Source organism: Amycolatopsis ultiminotia (assembly GCF_039536925.1).
Taxonomy (GTDB): Bacteria; Actinomycetota; Actinomycetes; order Mycobacteriales; family Pseudonocardiaceae; genus Amycolatopsis; species Amycolatopsis ultiminotia.
This window is the reverse complement of sequence record NZ_BAAAZN010000004.1, coordinates 420,426-440,264: the sequence shown is the minus strand read 5'-3', so window position 1 is coordinate 440,264 and position 19,839 is coordinate 420,426. Positions and strand designations below refer to the sequence as shown.

Annotated in this window: 20 protein-coding genes; 11 read left to right on the top strand and 9 right to left on the bottom strand. The window is 68.8% G+C overall.

Features of this window, described 5'->3' with window-relative positions:
* Positions 1 to 196 precede the first annotated feature (196 nt).
* The 3 genes from corA to ABD793_RS12495 all read left to right on the top strand — a co-directional run bounded on the left by corA (position 197) and on the right by ABD793_RS12495 (position 3,026).
* The gene (corA, locus tag ABD793_RS12505) at positions 197 to 1,285 is read left to right on the top strand and encodes a magnesium/cobalt transporter CorA (protein WP_344858955.1); all 1,089 of its coding nucleotides are present in this window, start codon (positions 197 to 199) and stop codon (positions 1,283 to 1,285) included.
* Between the two features lie 194 nt (positions 1,286 to 1,479).
* Positions 1,480 to 2,187, top strand: coding sequence for a metallophosphoesterase family protein (locus ABD793_RS12500; protein WP_344858953.1), 708 nt, complete (start codon positions 1,480 to 1,482; stop codon positions 2,185 to 2,187).
* Positions 2,184 to 3,026: a chromosome partitioning protein ParB gene (locus ABD793_RS12495; RefSeq protein ID WP_344858950.1), complete on the top strand. Its 843-nt coding sequence runs from the start codon at positions 2,184 to 2,186 to the stop codon at positions 3,024 to 3,026. Before ABD793_RS12500 ends, ABD793_RS12495 begins: the two co-directional genes overlap by 4 nt.
* 93 nt (positions 3,027 to 3,119) lie before the next feature.
* Here the strand turns inward: ABD793_RS12495 and ABD793_RS12490 are convergent, their stop codons facing one another.
* Positions 3,120 to 4,625, bottom strand: coding sequence for an MFS transporter (locus tag ABD793_RS12490; RefSeq protein ID WP_344858948.1), 1,506 nt, complete (start codon positions 4,623 to 4,625; stop codon positions 3,120 to 3,122).
* A gap of 121 nt (positions 4,626 to 4,746) precedes the next feature.
* Here ABD793_RS12490 and ABD793_RS12485 point away from each other — a divergent pair, with 121 nt between their 5' ends.
* Entirely contained in the window at positions 4,747 to 5,427 is a 681-nt protein-coding gene (locus ABD793_RS12485) for a TetR/AcrR family transcriptional regulator (protein ID WP_344858947.1), read from the top strand.
* A gap of 324 nt (positions 5,428 to 5,751) precedes the next feature.
* Here the strand turns inward: ABD793_RS12485 and ABD793_RS12480 are convergent, their stop codons facing one another.
* Positions 5,752 to 5,949 (bottom strand): PspC domain-containing protein, encoded by a 198-nt coding sequence (locus tag ABD793_RS12480; protein WP_344858946.1) that lies wholly within the window; start codon positions 5,947 to 5,949, stop codon positions 5,752 to 5,754.
* A 214-nt stretch (positions 5,950 to 6,163) separates the two neighbouring features.
* Between ABD793_RS12480 and ABD793_RS12475 the strand changes: the two genes are divergently transcribed.
* Entirely contained in the window at positions 6,164 to 7,066 is a 903-nt protein-coding gene (locus ABD793_RS12475; RefSeq protein WP_344858944.1) for a hypothetical protein, read from the top strand.
* 12 nt (positions 7,067 to 7,078) lie between these two features.
* Here the strand turns inward: ABD793_RS12475 and ABD793_RS12470 are convergent, their stop codons facing one another.
* The 6 genes from ABD793_RS12470 to ABD793_RS12445 all read right to left on the bottom strand — a co-directional run bounded on the left by ABD793_RS12470 (position 7,079) and on the right by ABD793_RS12445 (position 13,481).
* Positions 7,079 to 8,254 carry an ABC transporter ATP-binding protein gene (locus ABD793_RS12470; protein ID WP_344858941.1) on the bottom strand — a complete coding sequence of 392 codons (1,176 nt, stop codon included), beginning with the start codon at positions 8,252 to 8,254 and terminating at the stop codon, positions 7,079 to 7,081.
* A 3-nt stretch (positions 8,255 to 8,257) separates the two neighbouring features.
* Positions 8,258 to 9,100 (bottom strand): carbohydrate ABC transporter permease, encoded by an 843-nt coding sequence (locus ABD793_RS12465; protein ID WP_344858938.1) that lies wholly within the window; start codon positions 9,098 to 9,100, stop codon positions 8,258 to 8,260.
* Positions 9,100 to 10,044, bottom strand: a complete 945-nt coding sequence (locus ABD793_RS12460; RefSeq protein ID WP_344858936.1) for a carbohydrate ABC transporter permease — start codon at positions 10,042 to 10,044, stop codon at positions 9,100 to 9,102. Before ABD793_RS12460 ends, ABD793_RS12465 begins: the two co-directional genes overlap by 1 nt.
* Entirely contained in the window at positions 10,041 to 11,375 is a 1,335-nt protein-coding gene (locus tag ABD793_RS12455; RefSeq protein WP_344858933.1) for an ABC transporter substrate-binding protein, read from the bottom strand. The genes ABD793_RS12460 and ABD793_RS12455 overlap by 4 nt, the downstream gene beginning before the upstream one ends.
* A gap of 277 nt (positions 11,376 to 11,652) precedes the next feature.
* Positions 11,653 to 12,174 (bottom strand): YflT domain-containing protein, encoded by a 522-nt coding sequence (locus ABD793_RS12450; RefSeq protein ID WP_344859234.1) that lies wholly within the window; start codon positions 12,172 to 12,174, stop codon positions 11,653 to 11,655.
* 110 nt (positions 12,175 to 12,284) lie between these two features.
* Positions 12,285 to 13,481: an acyl-CoA dehydrogenase family protein gene (locus ABD793_RS12445; RefSeq protein ID WP_344858931.1), complete on the bottom strand. Its 1,197-nt coding sequence runs from the start codon at positions 13,479 to 13,481 to the stop codon at positions 12,285 to 12,287.
* A gap of 159 nt (positions 13,482 to 13,640) precedes the next feature.
* Between ABD793_RS12445 and ABD793_RS12440 the strand changes: the two genes are divergently transcribed.
* Both ABD793_RS12440 and ABD793_RS12435 read left to right on the top strand, forming a co-directional pair.
* Positions 13,641 to 13,958 (top strand): DUF4190 domain-containing protein, encoded by a 318-nt coding sequence (locus tag ABD793_RS12440; RefSeq protein WP_344858929.1) that lies wholly within the window; start codon positions 13,641 to 13,643, stop codon positions 13,956 to 13,958.
* A gap of 31 nt (positions 13,959 to 13,989) precedes the next feature.
* A complete protein-coding gene (locus ABD793_RS12435) occupies positions 13,990 to 14,826 on the top strand; it encodes a DUF4190 domain-containing protein (RefSeq protein WP_344858926.1) in 837 nt (278 codons plus the stop codon).
* On the opposite strand, the gene ABD793_RS12430 is transcribed toward ABD793_RS12435, so the two are convergent.
* Positions 14,811 to 15,767: a slipin family protein gene (locus ABD793_RS12430; RefSeq protein WP_344858924.1), complete on the bottom strand. Its 957-nt coding sequence runs from the start codon at positions 15,765 to 15,767 to the stop codon at positions 14,811 to 14,813. The genes ABD793_RS12435 and ABD793_RS12430 overlap by 16 nt on opposite strands.
* A gap of 93 nt (positions 15,768 to 15,860) precedes the next feature.
* On the opposite strand from ABD793_RS12430, the gene ABD793_RS12425 reads away from it, so the two are divergent.
* The 4 genes from ABD793_RS12425 to ABD793_RS12410 all read left to right on the top strand — a co-directional run bounded on the left by ABD793_RS12425 (position 15,861) and on the right by ABD793_RS12410 (position 19,832).
* The gene (locus ABD793_RS12425) at positions 15,861 to 16,760 is read left to right on the top strand and encodes an aminoglycoside phosphotransferase family protein (RefSeq protein ID WP_344858922.1); all 900 of its coding nucleotides are present in this window, start codon (positions 15,861 to 15,863) and stop codon (positions 16,758 to 16,760) included.
* 98 nt (positions 16,761 to 16,858) lie between these two features.
* On the top strand, positions 16,859 to 18,160 hold the full coding sequence (locus ABD793_RS12420) for a magnesium transporter MgtE N-terminal domain-containing protein (protein ID WP_344858920.1): 1,302 nt from the start codon (positions 16,859 to 16,861) through the stop codon (positions 18,158 to 18,160).
* Positions 18,153 to 18,650, top strand: a complete 498-nt coding sequence (locus ABD793_RS12415) for a DUF1003 domain-containing protein (RefSeq protein ID WP_344858918.1) — start codon at positions 18,153 to 18,155, stop codon at positions 18,648 to 18,650. Before ABD793_RS12420 ends, ABD793_RS12415 begins: the two co-directional genes overlap by 8 nt.
* 36 nt (positions 18,651 to 18,686) lie before the next feature.
* A complete protein-coding gene (locus tag ABD793_RS12410; protein ID WP_344858916.1) occupies positions 18,687 to 19,832 on the top strand; it encodes an Mrp/NBP35 family ATP-binding protein in 1,146 nt (381 codons plus the stop codon).
* The last annotated feature ends 7 nt before the right edge of the window (positions 19,833 to 19,839 follow it).

Below are 19,839 nucleotides of genomic sequence, written 5' to 3'. Positions count from 1 at the left end.
CCGACCGGAAGGAGGTGAGGAACCGGCCATGAGTAGTGGTGATAGTCCGCTCCCTAGTAGTCCCCGCGTTCCCGCCTCGCCCGCCGGTCTTCTCTCCTCCTGGTAGGCGTTCCGGGAACCGCGGTGCCGCCGGACGGACGCCGCAGTCCGCCTGGCCGTCGTCTTCGCGTTCCACGACGTCAGCCCAGGAGAAATCATGCCTGCCATTCCCTCGCTCGGCGGCCTTCGCGGCCGCGGCGGCAACCGTGCCAAGGCTGCGCTCGACCGGCCGATCCCGGTGCCGCTGTCGGCCTACGTGGTCGACTGCGCGGTCTACGTCGAGGGCAAGCGGCTGCCAGGGCGCTGGACGCACACCGAGGCGATCAACGAGGTCCGTAAGCAGCACACTGGATTCGTCTGGATCGGATTGCACGAACCGGACTCCGAGCAGATCCAGGGCATCGCGGAAACCTTCGGGCTGCACGAGCTGGCAGTCGAGGACGCGCTGGAGGCGCACCAGCGGCCGAAGCTCGAACGCTACGACGACACGCTGTTCCTGGTGCTGAAGACCGTGCGTTACGTCGAGCACCAGTCGCCGACCACGGCCAACGAGATCGTGGAGACCGGTGAGCTGATGGTGTTCCTCGGCCGCGATTTCGTGATCACCGTCCGGCACGGCAACCACTCCGGTCTCGCCCGGTTGCGCCGGGACCTCGACGACGATCCGGAACGCCTCGACCTCGGCGCGGCGGCGGTCGTGCACGCGATCGCCGACCACGTGGTCGACCACTACCTCGAGGTCACCAGCCGGATCGAGGCGGACATCGACGAGATCGAGGCGCAGGTGTTCGCGCCGCGTTCGTCGGTGAGCGCCGAGCAGATCTACCTGATGAAGCGGGAAGTGCTCGAGCTGCGCCGCGCGGTGATGCCGCTGGCCACCCCGATCTCCCGGCTCGCCGAGGGCTACACCCGGCTGGTGCCGGACGAGGTCCGCTCGTACTTCCGCGACGTCGCCGACCACCTCGTCACGGTGTCCGAGCGGGTGGCGGCCTTCGACGAACTGCTGAGCACCCTCGTCGACGCCACGGTCGCGAAGATCTCGCTGCAGCAGAACACCGACATGCGCAAGATCACCGCATGGGCGGCGATCATCACGGTGCCCACCATGATCGCGGGCATCTACGGCATGAACTTCGACTACATGCCCGAGCTGCACTGGCAGTTCGGCTATCCGATCGTGGTCACCGTGATCCTCGGGATCTGCTTGCTGCTGTACCGAATATTCCGGAAGAACGGCTGGTTGTAACCGCCCCTCGCGGCCCCGTTTCGTTCCCCGGTAACCGGACAGGAGTACCCCGATGTCTCGTCTGCTGACCAACCTCAAGTTCTGGGCGGTGACGCTCTGCCTCGCCTGGATCGTCGGCATCGTCGCCGTGATCGCGGCCAACCCCGGGTTCGCGCACGGCCTGAAGTGACGCCGCGGGGTCGTACCCTGGGCGTATGCCGAAAGCGCTGGTGGTGGCCGACGAGGTCGACGAGCGGTTGTGGACCTCGGCGGTCCGCGCGCTCGAGGTCGACCTCGTCATCGGCGCGGGCGATCTGCCGTACGACTACCTCGAGTTCCTCGCCACCGCGCTCGACGTGCCGTGCGTGTTCGTGCCCGGCAACCACGATCCGGACCTGAGCGGCTACACCCGCTACGGCGGACTGTCCATGAAGGACGGTTTCCCGGCCGAATGGCCTGGCCCGGCAGGCGGGGTCGACGCGGACGGCCGGGTGGTCGACGTCGCCGGATTGCGGTTCGCCGGGCTCGGCGGCTCGGTCCGGTACAACGACGGCCCGAACCAGTGGACACCGCGTCAGCAGTCCCGGCGGGCCCGGCGGCTGGAACGCCGCGCGCGGTGGCGCCGCCGGCGCGACGGGCGGGAGGTCGACGTGCTGCTCACCCATTCGCCACCGCGGCACCTCGGCGACCGCGATGATCCACCGCATCGTGGTTTCGCCTGCCTGCATCGCACGATCGAGACGCTGCGGCCGCAGTGGCTGCTGCACGGCCACATCCACCCGCACGGCGAACCGGTGCCCGACCGCGTGCTCGGCCACACCCGCGTCCGGAACGTGGTCGGCCACCAGATCATCGAGATGACGCGGCGCAGCCACTCCGTGGAGGGTGCCGGCGGGGCGCCTGCCGAGGAGTTCCCGCGATGACCAGACCTACCGGTTTTCCCCGTGCCGATGCCGAAACCGACTTTCTGCGGGCCCGCAGGCGGCAGGTGCTGTCCCGGCTGTCCACCTGGCTGCGCAGGGAACCCGACGACGTCAACATCATGCTGCCGTTCCACGAGGTGGTGAACGCGCTGGGCTACGCGGGCGAATCCCGGCTCGGCACCCGGGTGATCACGTTGGACTCGATCGTGGGCACAGTGGACCGCAGCCGGGATTTCGACCGGCGGTTCCGGCCCACCTCCGGACGGGTCCGGCAACGCTGGGAGCGGCTGGCGCTTGCCGCCCGCCGCGGCGAGGAGATCCCGCCGATCGAGGTGTACCGGATCGGCGAACTGCACTTCATCGTCGACGGCCACCACCGTGCCTCCGTCGCGCACGCGCAGGGACTGTCCACAATAGCGGCCTTCGTCACGGTCGTGCGGACCAAACTGGATCCGAGCGGCATCCGCTACCGCGGCGACCTGATCGTGAAGGACTACCGGCGGCTGTTCCTCGAGCGGGTGCCGCTGACCGGGCACGCCAGGGCTTCGGTGATCGTGTCCGATCCGTGGGACTACGCGCTGCTCGGCGAACACGTGGAGGCGTGGGGTTTCCGGCTGATGCAGGACGAGAACCGGTTCACCGACCGGGCCACGCTCGCGCAGCGCTGGTTCGACGAGGAGTTCACCCCGGTGGTCGCGATGCTGCGGCAGGCCGATCTGGTCGGCGAACGCACCGAAGCCGAGGCTTACCTGTGGGTGGCAGGCGAACGTTACCGCCTGATCCGCACCCACCGCTGGGACGACGACGTGCTGGCGGCACTGCGCACGCACCGGCGGTGACCCGGCAGTTCCGCCGCACGGGCCGGGCAAAGAGAACCGGCCTCCTCCCGTGCCGCACACGAGAGGAGGCCGGTTCAACCCCCGGTCCGGCGATTACATGTGCACCGTGGTCGTCGTCGACTGCTGGGCAGGCACCCCCGGCCGCAGCAACAGCCCGGTGACCACCGCCCCTGCCGCGAAGATCACCCCGGCCCAGGTGAACGCGGTGGTGTAGCTGTGCACCGCGGCCTCTGCCGCGAGCTGCGGCGTCGGCGCACGACCGACCACAAAGGACGCCGCCGCGTTGCTCGCGAGCGTGCTCAGCAGCGCGGTACCGATCGAACCGCCGACCTGCTGCATGGTGTTCACCGTGGCCGAGGCGACGCCTGCGTCGTGCGTCGCCACCCCGAGCGTCGCGACACTCATCGCAGGAGCCATCGACAGGCCGATCCCCAAGCCCATCACCATGAGCGGGCCGAGCACGCCACCGGCGTAGGTGCTGTCCAGATCGATCCCGCTGAGCCAGAACATGCCGACCGCGGCGATCACCATGCCGGTCGGCACGAGCGGTTTGGGCCCGAACCGCGGCAGCAGCACGCTCGTCGCGGTGGTCGCGGACAACATCAGCGTGGCAACCATCGGCAGGAAGCCGAATCCACTTTGGATCGGTGTGAACTGCAGGTTCTGCTGCACGTAGAACGTGAGGAACAGGAAGATCGCGAACATGCCGATGGCGAGCAGGAACATCGCCACGTACGAACCGCCGCGATCGCGGTCGAGCAACACCCGCAGCGGCAGCAACGGATGCCGCACCCGCTGTTGCAGCGCGACGAACGTGGCCAGCAGCAGCAGTCCGACGACGAGGAAGCCCCACACCGATGCCGAGCTCCACGAATTGTGCTCGGCATTGGAGAAGCCGTAGACGAGTGCGAACAGACCGGCGGACGCGGTGATCGTGCCGGGCAGGTCGAGTTTCGGCCGTGGGCCTTCGGATTCCTGGCGGCGCAGCAACAGCACGCCACCGACGAACGCGATACCCGCGAAGAAGATGTTCACGAACATGCACCAGCGCCAGTCGAGGTACTCGGTGAGCACACCGCCGAGCAGCAGACCGATCGCGGCACCGCCACCGCCGATCGCGCCGAACACCCCGAACGCGCGGCCGCGCTCCTTCGGATCGGTAAAGGTGGTGGTGAGCAAGGAAAGCGCGGCCGGTGCGAGCAGTGCGCCGAAGACACCCTGCGCGGCACGGGCGATCAGCAGCATCTCGATACTGCTCGCGGCGCCGCCGATCGCGGACACCGCGGCGAAACCGGCGAGGCCGACGAGGAGCGCGGTCTTGCGGCCGAACAGGTCCGCGAGCCGTCCGCCGAGCAGCAGCAGGCTGCCGAACGCGAGCGCGTACGCGGTGACGACCCATTGCCGGGCGTCATTGGAGAAGCCGAGGTCGACCTGCGCGGAAGGCAGCGCGATGTTCACGACGGTCGCGTCGAGCACGACCATCAGCTGGGCCAGGCCGATCACCACCAGGATCAGCCATCTCCTGGAGTGATGCGGGTTCGCGGCGGCAGCCGGATCGTCCTCCCCCGGACGATCGAGCGTGGCCGTGGGCTCGGTCATGTGGTTGGTCCTCACGCAGAGTGATTGCACAGATATGTGGAGTGGAGTCCTCCCCTTACTGCGCCCACCGTACACAAGAACCGGAGGAGATGCCTCGACTTATTTTGGTAACCTGGACGACATGACACAGAACACTGCTCCGGCCGCAACGGCGCGGCCGTTGCGGCGTGACGCCGAACGCAACCGCAGGCGCATCCTCGAATCCGCACGAGAAGTGTTCGGCCGCCGCGGGCTCGACGCCACGCTGGACGACGTCGCCCACCACGCCGGCCTCGGCGTCGGCACCGTCTACCGTCGGTTCCCCAATAAGGAACACCTGGTCGAAGCCATGTTCACGGAGCGGCTCGAGGACATCGCCGACCTCGCCAAGCAGGCACTGCAGGTGTCCGACCCGTGGGAAGCGTTCGTCGGATTCGTGTGGCAGACCGTGGAAATGCACTCCCACGACCGGGGGCTGCGCGAGATCATGCTGTCCACGGCGTTCGGGCACGAGCACGTGGCCGAGGCGAAGGCCCGGATGGTGCCGGCGATCACACAGCTGGTCGAACGGGCACAGGCCGCCGGGCAGCTGCGTTCGGACGTGGTGCCTGCCGACCTGCCGCTGCTGCACCAGATGACCGGCTCGGTGGCCGAGTACACCGGGCAGGTGGCCCCGCACCTGTGGCGGCGGTGCCTTGCCCTGCTGATCGACGGCCTACGGGCCGAGCCCGGCCGGGCGAGCGAACTGCCGTGCCCCGAACTCGCCATGGACGTGATCGACCAGGCGATGTGCACCTGGCGCCAGCCCCGCCAACACGGCTGAACCGCCCCGAACCGATCCGTGGCGGCGGCAGCGGTCCGGGGCGGCGGCAACGGCCCGGTATCTCAGCGACCCCGGGCGGCGTCGGCGATCCGAGTTGGCATCGGCGGTCTTCGGGCGGCGCGTCGGCGGCCGGAGGCAGCATCAGCGGTCCGGGCACCGACGATCCCGGGCCGGCTGCAATGGCCCCGGGCGACGTCAGCGATCCCGGGTCAGTGCCAGAGACCCCGGCGACGTCAGCGATCCCGGGTCGGGGGCAGCGATCCGGCGTGAGGTCAGCGGCCGGGCGACAGCGATCCGAGGCAAGCGTCGGCGGCTGTCCGGCGGTCATTCGCTGGGTATGATCGCCCACAGGATCAGGTAGGCGACGAACTGCGGGCCGGGCAGCAGGCAGGACAGCACTGCGAGCAACCGCATGGTGCCTGTCTTGATGCCGAAACGGCGGGCCAGCCCGGCGCACACGCCGCCGATCATGCGGTCCCCTCGCGGCCGGCTCAGTCGCTGGGTGGTGGCAGCTGCGGTCATCGTCTTCCCCTCCATCGGTTGATGCCTTCATGGGACCACGGGCGCCGTGGCCCGCGCATCGCTCCGCGGGTGTATCCGGGCCCCTAGGGGACAGCGCGGCAAACCCCGGTCCCGCTCCGGGTTTTCCCCGGTGACCAGCGGTGATGACGCAGCGAAGTGTGGGATTTGCCGATCAGGGCTGGCTTTTGTGCCGCGGATGACGATACTGCACCCCGTGCGTAACCCCTTCGGAGCCGTCGCCATCGGTGCCGCGGTGCTGCTGGCCGCAGCCTGTTCCGCCTCGCCGACCGCAGCCCCCGCGCCACCCAGCGCGCCCGAACCGCTCACGGCAGCGGCCGCGCTCGGCGACTTCGCCTCGATCGACTACTGCAGCCTTCTCGACCCGGCGCGGCTGCCGGATGCCACTGCGGCCGCACCGGACTCGTCGTTCACCGATTGCCGGGTCGATCTCGTGCAGGCCGGCCACCAGGTGGCGGTGACGGTCGGCCCGCTGGCCGCCGACCGCGATCCGAACGTGCGACCGTATAACTACCCGGGCCGGGTGCCGGACGGCGTGGCCGTGCAGCAGAGCGGGTTCGCCCCGGACCAGGCCTGTGTTCGCGTGATCACGTTCGCCGACGGCATCCGGCTTCCGGTCTCCGTCACCGGCGGCGAACCGGAGGCCCGCTGTACCGGCGCGGACGCCGTGGTCGGCGGGGCGCTGGCCGCACTCGGCGGCGGCCGGGCGCGGCACGTGCAGTTCCCCGACCGTTCCTGGGGACGCGTCGATTCCTGTGCACTGCTGGAAACCCACGACCTCGACGCGGCGAGCGGCGCAGGCACCAAAGCCTCCCCTGGACTGGCCGGGCACTCGTGCATCCGCGGCAAGGTGAGTGTGGACTTCGCGGTGGTGAAGCAGGCGCCGACCGGCCCGTCGGAGACCCTCGGCGGCCGGACGGCCAGGATCACCACCGACGGCGCGTTCTGCCGTGCCCGCGTCGTCCAGCCCTCCCCCGCCACCGCCGGACGCGCCGAACAGGCCACGGTCAGCGTGGTCGACACCACCGGCGAGGGCGGCGATGCGGCCTGTGCCACCGTCCGCACCGCCGCCGCGCCGGTGTTCGCGAAGATCCCGTGACCCGGCGGAATTTCACTCGGTATAGGTGAGGTTCTTCCCGTCGGCGGGATCGAAGAGCTTGGTCTTCTCCACGTCGAACCACATCTGCAGATCGCTGTTCTCGGTGACCGCCGATTCGGCGGAAAGCCGGGCCACGATCAGCGATTCCGCACCGGGTACGTCTGCCGAACCGCTGTCCGCGGCCAGTTCCGCCAGTTCCGCCGAGGTCGCGACCTCGCCGTCCACGGTGAAGTGCGCGAACTTCTCCGAGCCCATCGACTCCAGTACGTCGACGTGCGCGGTGAAGGTGGAGCCGGCACGATCGGCGTCGACCAGCGACGCGTCCTCGAAGTGCTCCGGGCGCACGCCCATGATCACCTCACGGGGAGCATCCGCCGCCTCGACCGTGCGGCGGAGCCGGTCCGGCAGCGGCGTCCGGCCCAGCGCACTGCGCAGTTCGCCGTTTTCCAGCGTGGCAGGCACGAAGTTCATCGACGGCGAGCCGATGAACCCGGCCACGAAGAGGTTCGCCGGGTTTTCGTAGAGAAACTGCGGCGAGCCGATCTGCTGCACGTGGCCGCCCCGCAGCACCACCACCCGATCGCCGAGGGTCATCGCCTCGGTCTGGTCGTGCGTGACGTACAGCGTGGTGGTGCCGAGCTGTTTCTGGATCTTCGACACCGAGGTGCGCATCTGCCCGCGCAGTTTTGCGTCCAGATTGGACAGTGGCTCGTCCATCAGGAACGCCTTGGGGTTGCGCACGATCGCCCTGCCCATGGCCACCCGCTGCCGCTGCCCGCCGGAGAGGTTGGCCGGTTTGCGGTCGAGGTGCTGGGTCAGGTCGAGGATCTGTGCCGCCTCCTCCACCTTGGACCGCACCGTTGCTTCGTCCACTTTGGCCAGCCGCAGCGGGAAGGCCATGTTCTCCCGCACGCTCATGTGCGGGTACAGCGCGTAGGACTGGAACACCATCGCGATGTCCCGGTCCTTCGGCGCCTTCTCGTTGACCCGCCTGCCGTCGATGCGCAGTTCCCCCGCGGAGATGTCCTCCAGTCCCGCGACCATGTTCAGCGTGGTCGATTTCCCGCAGCCGGACGGGCCGACCAGGATGATGAACTCGCCGTCGGCGATAGTGATGTCCACTTCGGACACTGCGAGCGCACCGTCGGGGTAGCGCTTGGAAACCTTGTCGAGAACGATTTCAGCCATGGTTCAGCCCTTCACCGCACCGGACGTCAGCCCCGCCACGATGCGACGCTGGAAGAACAACACGAACAGGATGATCGGCACGGTGATCACGACCGCGGCCGCACTCACCTGCCCGGTCGGATCCTCGAACTGCGAGGACCCGGTGAAGAACGACAACGCGGCCGGCACCGTGCGTGACGCGTCGGTGGAGGTCAGCGAGATGGCGAACAGGAAGTCGTTCCAGCAGAAGATGAACACCAGGATCGCGGTGGTGAACACGCCCGGCGCGGCCAGCGGCGCGATCACCTTCCGGAACGCCTGCGACGGCGTCGCACCGTCCATCTTCGCCGCCTTTTCCAGCTCCCACGGGATTTCCCGGAAGAACGCGGACAGCGTGTAAATGGACAGCGGCAGCGCGAACGTGATGTAAGGCAGGATCAGCCCCGGCCAGGTGTCGAAAAGGCCGAGCCCGCGTTCGATGTTGAACAGCGGGGTCACCAGCGAAACCTGCGGGAACATCGCGATCAGCAGGGACAACCCGACCAGCAGCTGCTTACCGGGGAACTCCAGCCTGGCGATGGCGTAGGCGGCCATCGTGCCGAGCACCACCGCGATCACCGTGGAGATCACCGCGATGCCGATCGAGTTCACCAGCGCGCGGATGAACTCGGTGGTCTCGAAGATGTCCGCGTAGTTCTTGAGCGTCCATTCCTGCGGGATGAAACTGCCGTCGGTGAGCGTGTCCTTGGTCTTGAACGACAGCGACACCACCCACAGCACCGGGACGATCGCGAACACCACGACGAGGATGTCCAGCAGGCCCCAGCGGATCTTGCGGCCGGTCGTGACCGCGGCACCCATGACCATCAGCGCTTCCCCCCGTTGTCCGAGCCGGGTGCGGCGGTGCCGAACACCTTGATGAAGAGGAACGCGATGATCGCGACCGTGATGAAGATCAGCACCGCCATGGTGGAGCCGATGCCGAGGTTGAGGCCCTTGACCAGGTTGTCGTAGGTCTGCATGGACACCGATCCGGTGTCCTGCGCACCGTTGGTCAGCACGTAGATGTTGTCGAAGATGCGGAACGCGTCGAGCGTGCGGAAGAGCAACGCGACCAGGATCGCGGGCTTCATCACCGGCAGCATCACCTTGGTGAACCGCTGCCACGCGGTCGCACCGTCCATCGACGCGGCCTTGAGCAGATCGTCCGGCACCAGCGCCAGGCCCGCCATCAGCAGCAGCGCCATGAACGGCGTGGTCTTCCACACCTCGGCGAGGATGATGATGAACAGCGACGGCCACTGGTCGGTCAACGGCGCGGCGTCCGAGGCCAGCAGGTTGGCGAGGTAGCCGGTTTTCGGCGTCCACGCGAAGTACCACGAGAACGCCGCCACGACCGTGACGATGCCGTACGGGATCAGTGCGACGGTGCGCACCAGCCCGCGGCCGACCAGCGTGCGGTGCATGATCAGTGCGAGCGCCATGCCGAGCACGAACTCGATCACCACGGACACCACGGTGAGCAGCATCGTGGTGCCGAATGCGGTCCACCAGTAGGAATTCGTCAGCACCGCGGCGTAGTTGGCGAATCCGATGAACTCGTGCTGCGCGGGAAAGCGCAGGTCGTAGCGCTGCAGGGAGAGCCAGATCGAGTAGACGATCGGGTACCCGGTCACCGCGATCATCACGATGAACGCCGGGGCACACAGCAGCAACCCCAGCCGCCGTTCGGCCTTCTTCCCTTCGGACAGCGCGGGTTTGCCCTTGCGGTGCGCCGCTTCGTGTGTGGCTGCGGGATCCTTGACGGTCACGGGATCACTCCCTTCGACTGGAGCGCATCATCGAGCTGTTCTCGCAGCTTGTCCGCGGTCGCCTGCGGATCGATGTCCGACGGCGGCGAGAGGACCTTCGACATCACCGTGGACGCGTTCTGGTACGCCGGGGAAAGCGGGCGCAGCGCGGCGGTCTTGAGCGCGTCCAGAATGGTGTCCCGCATCGGGTACTTCACGGCCATGTTCGGGTTGTCCGCCGAGGCGGGCTTGGCCGGATCGACCGGGACGTCGTTGTGGTAGACCGATTCGATGGTCGGCGGTACACCATCGTTGATCGCGGAGTACTTCTGGTTTTCCGCGCTGCGCAAGCACAACGCCGCTTCGAAGGCCTGTGGTTTGTGCTGCGAGTAGGTGCTCACCGCGAGGTCGTAACCGCCGACGGTGGTCCGGGCCGGTGTCCCCGGCTTCGCCTCCGGGTACACCGCCCACTTGAAGTGCGACAGGTCCTGCGGGTTCTCCTCGGCGTAGGAGGCGTAGACGAACGGCCAGTTGAGCTCGAACGCGGCGTCCCCGCGCTGGAAGGTCTGCCGGACGTCGTCCTCTTTCTGGTTGGTCAGCGACGGATCGGTGATCCCGGACGAGGCGACCTGCTTGAGCACCTGCAGCGCCTGCACCGCACCGGCGTCCATCACCACGGACTTGCCGTCGTCGGAGAGGATGTGGCCGCCGAACGATTCGACGAGGGTGTTGTAGACGACCACCAGTCCCTCGTACTGCGCACCGGTGAAGACGACGGAGTACGGCTTGCCCTCGGCCTTGAGCTGCTGCGACATCCGGATCATCTCGTCCCACGTCTTCGGTGGCCGCGGGGTGATCCGGTCGTCGTACCAGAGCAGCTGGATGTTCGTGTTCTTCGGTGCCGCGTAGAGCTTTCCCTGGTAGGTCGCGGTTTCCAGCGGGCTCTTGAGCACCCCGTCGGACGCGGCGGCCTTGTTCCGGCCCGTCCACTCCTGCGCCCAGCCCGCCTCGGCGAACTCCGGCACCCAGGTGACGTCGAGACCGAGCACGTCCATCGAGGTGTCGCCGGCGGCGAGCCGGCGGGCCATCTGGATCCGCTGGTCGTCGGAACCGCGCTGGAGCTTGTTGTAGACGATCCGGTACCTGCCCGCCGCCGCTTTGTTGCAGTTGTCGACGACGGTCTGGAAATGGTCTTCCGGTGCGTAGTAGACGTTGACGGTCAACCCGGAACTCGATCCGCAGCCGGCGATCAGTCCGGTACTCACCAGCCCGGCAGCGAGCAGTGCCGCCACCCTGGCGGGTGACCGGCCCGCCGTGGCGGGCCGCGTGCCACCCGGGTATTTCTTCACCATTGAAGCCTCCTCAGGCCGCGTGCACGCCGCACCCCCGCGGCGCCCCCAGGCAGCTGGACGCTGCCGACCGACCGGTGTCGGACAACCTATGCCGGTGGATCACCCCCCGCAAGCAGTGTCGGTAACGATTCAGCCCTGTGCCGAGGGAAACGCCGGAATGGCGGAAGGGAACGCGGAATCGGCGGACTCGCCATCGGCCTACCGCGGCGAAATTCGAAAACGGTTCGGATCACCGGCGCGACGGCTCCCCCGCCGGTGCGGCGGGGGAGCGAGGAGTTCACGCCGGGGACGGCGGCGGCCGCAGGGCCAGCTTGGCGAGCAGTTCCCGGCCCTGTTCCGCGGTCCGCGGCTGGCAGAGCACGTCGTAGCGGCCTGCGACGAGCTGGCTCGCCGAGGAGAAGTCGCGGCGGCCGCGGGACATCCGGTATCCGATCGCGGAGAACAGCAATCCGAACAGGATGCCGAGCACGAGCCCGGTGAGCACCTGCAATGCGAAGCCCTGATTCGCGAACAGCCCGAGCAGCAGTCCGGCGAACAGGCCGAACCAGGCGCCGGACATCGCGCCCGCGCCGAGCACCCGGCCCCAGGACAACCTGCCGAGCACGCGTTCCACCAGCATCAGGTCGACCCCCACGATGGTCACGTCGCTGACCTCGAAGGACTGCTCGGCCAGGTAGTCCACCGCCTGCTGCGCCTCGCGGTAGGTGCCGTACGAGCCGATCGGCCATCCGGTCGGCGGCGTCGGGAGCCGCGGCAGCCCGGCCGGGCGCTGACCACCAAAGGGACTGCTCACCATCATCACCTGCGCACTCGTGCCGTCCGGAGGCTCCATCTTGTCAAGAACCGGCGAACCGTGCGAACCGCGTATCGGGCGAGCGTCCTGCTGCGGGTCAGGGTGGTTCAGGTGGTTCAGGACTGTGCTTTGTAGTCCCGCAGCAGCCCGCGGCTGATGATGGTTTTCTGGATTTCGCTGGTGCCCTCGCCGATGAGCAGGAACGGCGCCTCGCGCATGAGCCGTTCGATCTCGTATTCCTTCGAGTAGCCGTAGCCACCGTGGATGCGGAACGACTCCTGGGTGACCTCGGCGCAGTACTCACTGGCGATCAGTTTCGCCATCCCGGCCTCGACGTCGTTGCGGGCGCCGGAGTCCTTGAGCCGGGCCGCGTTGACCATCATCAGGTGTGCGGCCTCGACCTTGGTGGCCATCTCGGCGAGCTTGAACGCGATCGCCTGGTGCTGCGCGATCGGCTTGCCGAACGTGCTGCGCTGCTGGGCGTAGGCCACCGCCAGCTCGAACGCGCGGATCGCGATCCCGCACGCGCGGGCCGCGACGTTCACGCGGCCGACCTCGACCCCGTCCATCATGTGCGAGAACCCCTTGCCGGATGTCCCGCCGAGGACCTTGTCCGCGCCGATGCGGAAGCCGTCGAACACCGCCTCGGTGGTGTCCACCCCCTTGTAACCCATCTTCTCGATCTTGCCGGGGATGGTCAGGCCGGGCCGCACCTCACCGAAGCCCTCGGGCTTTTCCACCAGGAACGTGGTGAGGTTCTGATGTGCTTTCTCCGCGCCCTCGTCGGTCTTGACCAGCAGCGCGATCAGGTTCGACGAGCCGCCGTTGGTCAGCCACATCTTGGCGCCGTCGATGACGTAGTCGTCGCCGTCGCGGCGGGCGCGGGTCTTGATCGCCGCCACGTCCGAGCCGAGGTCCGGTTCCGACATGGAGAAGCTGCCACGGACCTCGCCGGTGGCCATGCGCGGCAGCAGGTGCTGCTTCTGTTCCTCGGTGGCGTGCCGGGAAATCATGTGCGCCACGATGAAGTGCGTGTTGATCACCCCGGACACGCTCATCCATCCGCGCGCGATCTCCTCCACCACCAGTGCGTAGGTGAGCAGCGATTCGCCGAGCCCGCCGTACTCCTCCGGGATGGTGAGCCCGAACAGGCCCATCTCCTTCATGCCCTCGACGATGTCGGCCGGGTACTCGTCGGCGTGCTCGAGCGCCTGTGCGTGCGGGATGATCTCCTTGTCCACGAAGGATCGGACCGTGCTGAGGATCTCCTGCTGCACGTCGGTGAGACCGGCAGTCTGCGCGAGACGGGCCATTCTCGGACTCCCTTCGGCGAAGACGCCGGCTCCCGGCGCTGGGTTACCAGGGAGTATGACGGCGGGCCGCGGCAAGCGCCTATGAGGGTGCTCACCCTCTGCCGTCATTTCGCCGGTTAGGGTGCGGTTCCACCCTCCCCGCCGACCCGGGAGACCACGATGAGCGAGGGCAGCGACGGGTTCCAGCACCCTTCGTTCGAGCACCAGCCGTATCCGCCGCAGGGCCCGCCGCCTGGACCGGGGCTCGCGATCGCGTCGCTGGTGTGCTCGATCGCCGGGTTCGTGGTGTGCGCGCCGGTCGCCATCGCCGGGATCGTGATGGGACACATCGCGCACGCACGGGCCCGCCGCGGCCGTGCACCCGCCGGTGCGGTGGCGGTCGCCGGGTTCGTCGTCGGTTACGCGGCGCTCGTCGTGTGGGGGATCATGATTCCATTGGTCCTGCACGCGCTCTTCAAGTCCGGGGCCTTCGGCTGAGGCCCGTCCACCAGCACCCGAGGAAGCCCCGATGAGCACTCCCGACCGCGAGGAACCACCGGCGACCGCCGAACCGACCGGCTTCGACCCGCCGGCCACCGCGGAACCGGCTCCGTTCGATTCCCCGACGGCCGAACCATCGGCGACCGGACCCGGGCAGTCGTCCCCCGAACCGACGGTGACCACCGGGGCGACGTCCTCCGAGCAAACCGTCACCACCGGGCCGACGTCCTCCGAGCCGACTGTGGCCGCCGATCCTGCCGCCACCGCCGGATCCGCCGCCGGCGGGCCGTCCACTTCGGAGCCCGGTGGTGTTCCGGTGCCGCCGCCCGGTTGGAGCACACCGGCTGGTGCGCAGCCCGCCACGCCGCAGCCCGCCACGCCGGAACCGGGTTTCGCCGCACCGGGCAGCAACCCGACCGGGTACCAGGTTCCGGGCGTCGATCCGAGCGGCATGACCACTTACGGCAGCGCCGGTGCCGGGCAGAATCCGCCGTACGGGCAACCGGCACCGCAGGCTGTCCCGCCCGGCTATCCCGGTGCGTACGGGGCACCCGCCCCGCAGTACCCCGGCTACCCGCAGCCGTACGGGCAGCCCTACCCGCCGTACGGCTCGCCGCAGGAGCAGAACAACGGGCTCGCCGTCGGCGCGCTGGTGTGTTCGCTGCTCGGGATCCTGACCTGCGTGCTCACCGTCCCCGGCATCATCATGGGCCACGTCGCACTGAGCAAGGCCACGCACGGCCAAGCGGGTGGACGAGGCATGGCGCTCGCCGCGATCGTGATCGGTTACGTTTTCGTGGCGCTCTTCGTCGGGTTCGTCGTGACGATCTCGATCCTGGGCATGACCGGCTACCTGGAGAACTGATCCGGCTCGTCCGGCAGCCGATCACCGTCCGGCAGCAGGGCATCCGCCGGCACCGGGCCGCTCTCCGGCAGCAGTTCGTCCTTCGCCGGCGGGCCATCCTGCGACACCGGGCCTGCCGTCGGCAGCGGGTCGCTCTCCGCTCGCGGACGCGGCGGATCGGCGGCGGGCGGAGTGGCCTTCTCCTCCGGCGACGGGGTGCTCGCGTCGAGGAAACGCAGCAGTTCCACCGGGAACGGCAGTACCAGCGTCGAATTCTTCTCCGCGGACACCTGAACCACCGTCTCCAGCAGGCGCAGCTGCAACGCGGCCGGCGTCGACTCCATCGCCGCCGCGGCCTGGGCCAGCTTGTGGGAGGCCTGCAGCTCACCATCGGCGGAGATCACCCTGGCCCGGCGTTCGCGTTCGGCCTCGGCCTGCCGGGACATCGACCGCTTCATCGATTCGGGCAGTGCGACGTCCTTGATCTCCACCCGGTCGATGTGGATGCCCCAGTCCAGCGCCGGGCTGTCGATCATCAGCTCCAGACCCTCGTTGAGCCGTTCCCGGTTCGAGAGCAGGTCGTCGAGGTCGCTCTTGCCGATGATCGACCGCAGCGAGGTCTGCGCGACCTGGCCGATCGCGGCGGTGTAGTCCTGCACGTTCACCGCGGCGACCACCGGATCGACCACCTTGAAGTACACCACCGCGTCCACCCGCACCGTGACGTTGTCCCTGGTGATGCCGTCCTGCCCGGGTACCGGCATGGTGACGACCTGCATGTTCACCTTCTGCAACCGGTCGACGATCGGCACCAGCAGGGTGAGGCCCGGCCCGCGCACCTGCGGGCGTACCCGGCCGAACCGGAACACCAGGCCTTGTTCGAACTGCTTCACCACGCGTACCGCGGACGCGAGCCAGAGCCCGCCCGCGACGATCACCGCGCTGACAATCTCCACGATCATGACAGCTCCCGGGTTCGCGGAACCCCTGTCGTCCCACTGTACGCGCGCACCGCAACCGGGGAAACGGGTTGTCCGCACGAGCAGGATGAAAACGTGCCCCCACTACGGATCCCGCCCGCCTTCGCCGCCCGCGCACCCCGGGTGCTCGGCCCCGGTGCCGGGCCGTGGCTGGCCGGATTGCCCAGGCTCGCCGAGCGCTACGCCCGCGAATGGGACCTGCGGTTCGAGGACACCGCCCGCTACGGGTTCGTCGCCGTCGTGCAGCCGGCGCGCCGCGCCGACGGCCGACGCGTGGTGCTCAAACTCGGCTGGCCGCACGAGGAATCCCGCGACGAGCCGCTCGCACTGTCCACATGGGCCGGTCAAGGTGCGGTGCTGCTGCTGGAATCCGCACCCGCGGACGGGGTGCTGCTGCTGGAACGATTGGACGATTCCCGCACGCTGCACGCCGAACCGCTGCTGCCCGCGGTAGCGGTGCTGAGCGAGCTGGCCCGGCGGCTCGCGGTGCCCGCACCCGGGGCGCTGACCCGCTCCGTGGCCGGTGCAGCGGAACGGCTGCGGTCGGAGCTGCCCCGGTCGTGGCACGAACTGGACCGGCCCCTGCCCCGCCGCGAACTGGACGCGGCACTCGAGGTGTGTCGCGACCTCGGCCCGGAATCCGGGACCGCGCTGGCCAACGAGGACCTGCACTACGAGAACGTGCTGGCCGGACAACGGCAACCGTGGCTGGTGATCGACCCGAAGCCGATTGCCGGCGATCTGGAGTACGGTGCGTTTTCCCTGCTGTGGAACAGGTTCTCCGAGTCCTCATTGGACGACAAACTCGCCGCGAGCGGACTCGACGCAGACCGGGCGCGCGCCTGGACGCTGGTGCGCGCGGTGCAGAACCGGTTGTGGTTCGCGGCCGGCCCGCGCAGCACCGGCGACCTCGGCGACGAGGACCCGTCTGCAGCGCAACTGCCCGCGCTGACCCGCTGGGCGATGCGGTCCTGACCCCGGCGCAGCCGGCCGCGCCGACCTGCCGGGCGATGCGCTGCTGACCGGGCAAGCGTCCCGAGCGCTGCCGCGCGCCAGCCGATAGTGTCGGCGTCATGGCGGGTACAAACCGGGTTTTCGCAGCTCAGCTGGCGGGTCTGCCGGTGTTCGGTCCCGACGGCGAGTCGATCGGCAAGGTCCGCGACGTGGTCGCCGGCCTACGACTGGACCAGCAGCCCCCGCGGGTGCTCGGACTGGTGGTCGAGCTGGCCACCCGGCGCCGGGTGTTCGTGCCGATGCTGCGGGTCACCTCGATCGAACCGAACGCCGTCACACTTGCCACCGGTTCGGTGAACATGCGGCATTTCACCCAGCGCCCCAACGAGGTCCTGGTGTGCGGACAGCTGCTCGACGCGCATGCGCAGCTGTCCGAAAGCGGGACCAGGGTCACCATCGTCGACGCCGCAATGGAACCCACCCGCACCAGGGACTGGGTGCTGGCGAAGCTCGCCGTGCGCGAACGGTCCACCCGGCTGGTGCTCGGCCGTCGCCGCAGCGCGATGCAGGTGCTGCCGTGGCACGAGGTGGCCGGGCTGGGCCTGACCGACCTTTCCGCGCAGCCGCAAGGCGCCGGGCAGCTGCTGATGCTGTTCGACACCATGCGGGCGGTGGACGTCGCGGCCACCGTGCGCGACCTGCCGCTCAAGCGCCGCCACGAGGTGGCCGACGCGATGGACGACGAACGGCTCGCGGACATGATCGAGGAACTGCCGGAGGACGACCAGAAGGAGCTGCTCGGCTATCTGCCGGAGGAACGTGCCGCGGACGTGCTCGAGGCGATGAACCCGGACGACGCCGCCGACCTGCTGGCCGAACTCGCCCCCGCCGAGCAGAACCGGCTGCTGGAACTGATGGAGCCGGAGGAATCGGCACCGGTCAAGCGGTTGCTGGCGTACTCGTCGGACACCGCGGGCGGGTTGATGACCCCGGAGCCGGTGGTGCTCACCCCGGACTCCACCATCGCCGAGGCACTGGCCCACATCCGCAACGCGGAGCTGCCCGCCGCGCTGGCCAGCATGGTGTTCGTGTGCCGTCCGCCGAGCGCGACGCCCACCGGCCGGTTCGTCGGCGTGGTGCACTTCCAGCGGCTGCTGCGCGAACCGCCTGCCGAACTCGTCGCGTCCGCGGTGGACACCGACCTCGCCGCACTGCGTCCGGAGGCACCGCTGCCCGAGGTCGCCCGCTACTTCGCCGCGTACAACCTCGCCTGCGGCCCGGTGGTGGATGCCGAGGACCATCTGCTCGGCGCGGTCACCGTGGACGACGTCCTCGACCACCTGCTGCCGGACGACTGGCGCGAAACCGGGCTGCACGACGTCACCGACCACCCCGAAATCCAGGAGGCCGACCGTGCCTGAACTCTCCTCGGGGCGCAGGCTCGACCAGCCGCGCAGCCAGGCCCGCCTGCGGCTGAACATCGACCCGGACACCTTCGGCAGGTTCACCGAACGAGTCGCCCGGTTCCTCGGCACCGGCAAGTACCTGTTCTGGCAGACGCTGATCGTGATCGTCTGGATCGCGGCCAACCTGGCCGCGGTGTCACTGCGCTGGGACCCGTACCCGTTCATCCTGCTCAACCTGGCCTTCTCCACCCAGGCCGCGTACGCCGCACCGCTGATCCTGCTCGCGCAGAACCGGCAGGACGACCGGGACCGCGTTTCGCTCGAGGAGGACCGCACCAGGGCCGCGCAGACCAAGGCCGACACCGAGTACCTGGCGCGGGAGCTGGCGGCGCTGCGGCTGGCGGTCGGCGAGGTCGCCACCCGCGACTACCTCCGCAGTGAGCTGGACCGGCTGCGTGAGGACCTCGCCGTGGAGGCGAAACCGCGCAAGCCGAAGCAGGTGTGAAACGTCCGCGTCCTACCGGTACGTACGATGGGTTGCGTGACTGGTACACAGCAACTCCCCAGCGTCGACGACGTCCGCAGCGCGCTGAAGGACGTGTACGACCCGGAGATCAAAAAGCCGATCACCGACCTCGGCATGGTCAAGGACGTGGTGGTCGGCGACGACGGGGTGGTCACCGTCGGCATCTACCTCACGGTGGCTGGCTGTCCGCTCAAGGCGACGCTGACCGAGGACACCACCAAGGCCGTGGAGAAGGTGTCCGGCGTGGCCGGCGTCCGGGTGGAGCTGGACGTGATGAGCGACGAGCAGCGCACCGAACTGCGCAAATCGCTGCGGGGCAACGCGGAGGAACCGGTGATCCCGTTCGCGCAGCCGGGTTCGATGACCCGGGTGTACTGCGTGGCCTCGGGCAAGGGCGGCGTCGGCAAATCGTCGGTCACGGTGAACCTGGCCGTCGCGATGGCCGAGCGCGGTCTGTCCGTCGGTGTGGTGGACGCGGACATCTACGGCCACTCGATCCCGCGCATGCTGGGCGCGCGGGAGAAGCCGACCAAGGTCGAGAAGATGATCATGCCGCCGCAGGCGCACGGCGTGAAGGTGATCTCGATCGGCATGTTCACCCCGGGCAATGCGCCGGTGGTGTGGCGCGGCCCGATGCTGCACCGCGCGTTGCAGCAGTTCCTGGCCGACGTGTTCTGGGGAGACCTCGACATCCTGCTGCTCGACCTGCCGCCGGGCACCGGCGACATCGCGATCTCGGTGGCGCAGCTGATCCCGAACGCGGAGATCCTGGTCGTCACCACCCCGCAGCAGGCGGCGGCCGAGGTGGCCGAGCGCGCGGGCGCGATCGCAATGCAGACCCGGCAGCGGGTGGCCGGCGTGATCGAGAACATGTCGTGGCTCGAAACACCCGAAGGCGAGCGGATCGAGGTGTTCGGCGCGGGCGGCGGACAGACCGTGGCCGATTCGCTGTCGAAGTCGGTCGGCTCGAACGTGCCGCTGCTCGGCCAGGTGCCGCTCGACCCGCGGTTGCGTGAACAGGGCGACGAGGGCACCCCGCTGGTGCTGTCCGAACCGGATGCACCGGCGTCACAGGTGCTCAGGGACGCGGCGAAACAGCTCTCCGTCCGCGCCCGCGGCCTGGCGGGGATGATGCTGAACGTCAGCCCCGCCGGCCGCTGACCGGTCT

Bases quoted from the DNA above. Each gene is read 5' to 3' on its own strand.
- corA (WP_344858955.1), top strand. From the start codon at position 197: ATGCCTGCCATTCCCTCGCTCGGCGGCCTTCGCGGCCGCGGCGGCAAC.
- ABD793_RS12490 (WP_344858948.1), bottom strand. From the start codon at position 4,625: ATGACCGAGCCCACGGCCACGCTCGATCGTCCGGGGGAGGACGATCCG.
- ABD793_RS12440 (WP_344858929.1), top strand. From the start codon at position 13,641: ATGAGCGAGGGCAGCGACGGGTTCCAGCACCCTTCGTTCGAGCACCAG.
- ABD793_RS12420 (WP_344858920.1), top strand. From the start codon at position 16,859: ATGGCGGGTACAAACCGGGTTTTCGCAGCTCAGCTGGCGGGTCTGCCG.
- ABD793_RS12485 (WP_344858947.1), top strand. From the start codon at position 4,747: ATGACACAGAACACTGCTCCGGCCGCAACGGCGCGGCCGTTGCGGCGT.
- ABD793_RS12435 (WP_344858926.1), top strand. From the start codon at position 13,990: ATGAGCACTCCCGACCGCGAGGAACCACCGGCGACCGCCGAACCGACC.
- ABD793_RS12430 (WP_344858924.1), bottom strand. From the start codon at position 15,767: ATGATCGTGGAGATTGTCAGCGCGGTGATCGTCGCGGGCGGGCTCTGG.
- ABD793_RS12480 (WP_344858946.1), bottom strand. From the start codon at position 5,949: ATGACCGCAGCTGCCACCACCCAGCGACTGAGCCGGCCGCGAGGGGAC.
- ABD793_RS12465 (WP_344858938.1), bottom strand. From the start codon at position 9,100: ATGGTCATGGGTGCCGCGGTCACGACCGGCCGCAAGATCCGCTGGGGC.
- ABD793_RS12500 (WP_344858953.1), top strand. From the start codon at position 1,480: ATGCCGAAAGCGCTGGTGGTGGCCGACGAGGTCGACGAGCGGTTGTGG.
- ABD793_RS12450 (WP_344859234.1), bottom strand. From the start codon at position 12,174: ATGATGGTGAGCAGTCCCTTTGGTGGTCAGCGCCCGGCCGGGCTGCCG.
- ABD793_RS12445 (WP_344858931.1), bottom strand. From the start codon at position 13,481: ATGGCCCGTCTCGCGCAGACTGCCGGTCTCACCGACGTGCAGCAGGAG.
- ABD793_RS12470 (WP_344858941.1), bottom strand. From the start codon at position 8,254: ATGGCTGAAATCGTTCTCGACAAGGTTTCCAAGCGCTACCCCGACGGT.
- ABD793_RS12455 (WP_344858933.1), bottom strand. From the start codon at position 11,375: ATGGTGAAGAAATACCCGGGTGGCACGCGGCCCGCCACGGCGGGCCGG.
- ABD793_RS12495 (WP_344858950.1), top strand. From the start codon at position 2,184: ATGACCAGACCTACCGGTTTTCCCCGTGCCGATGCCGAAACCGACTTT.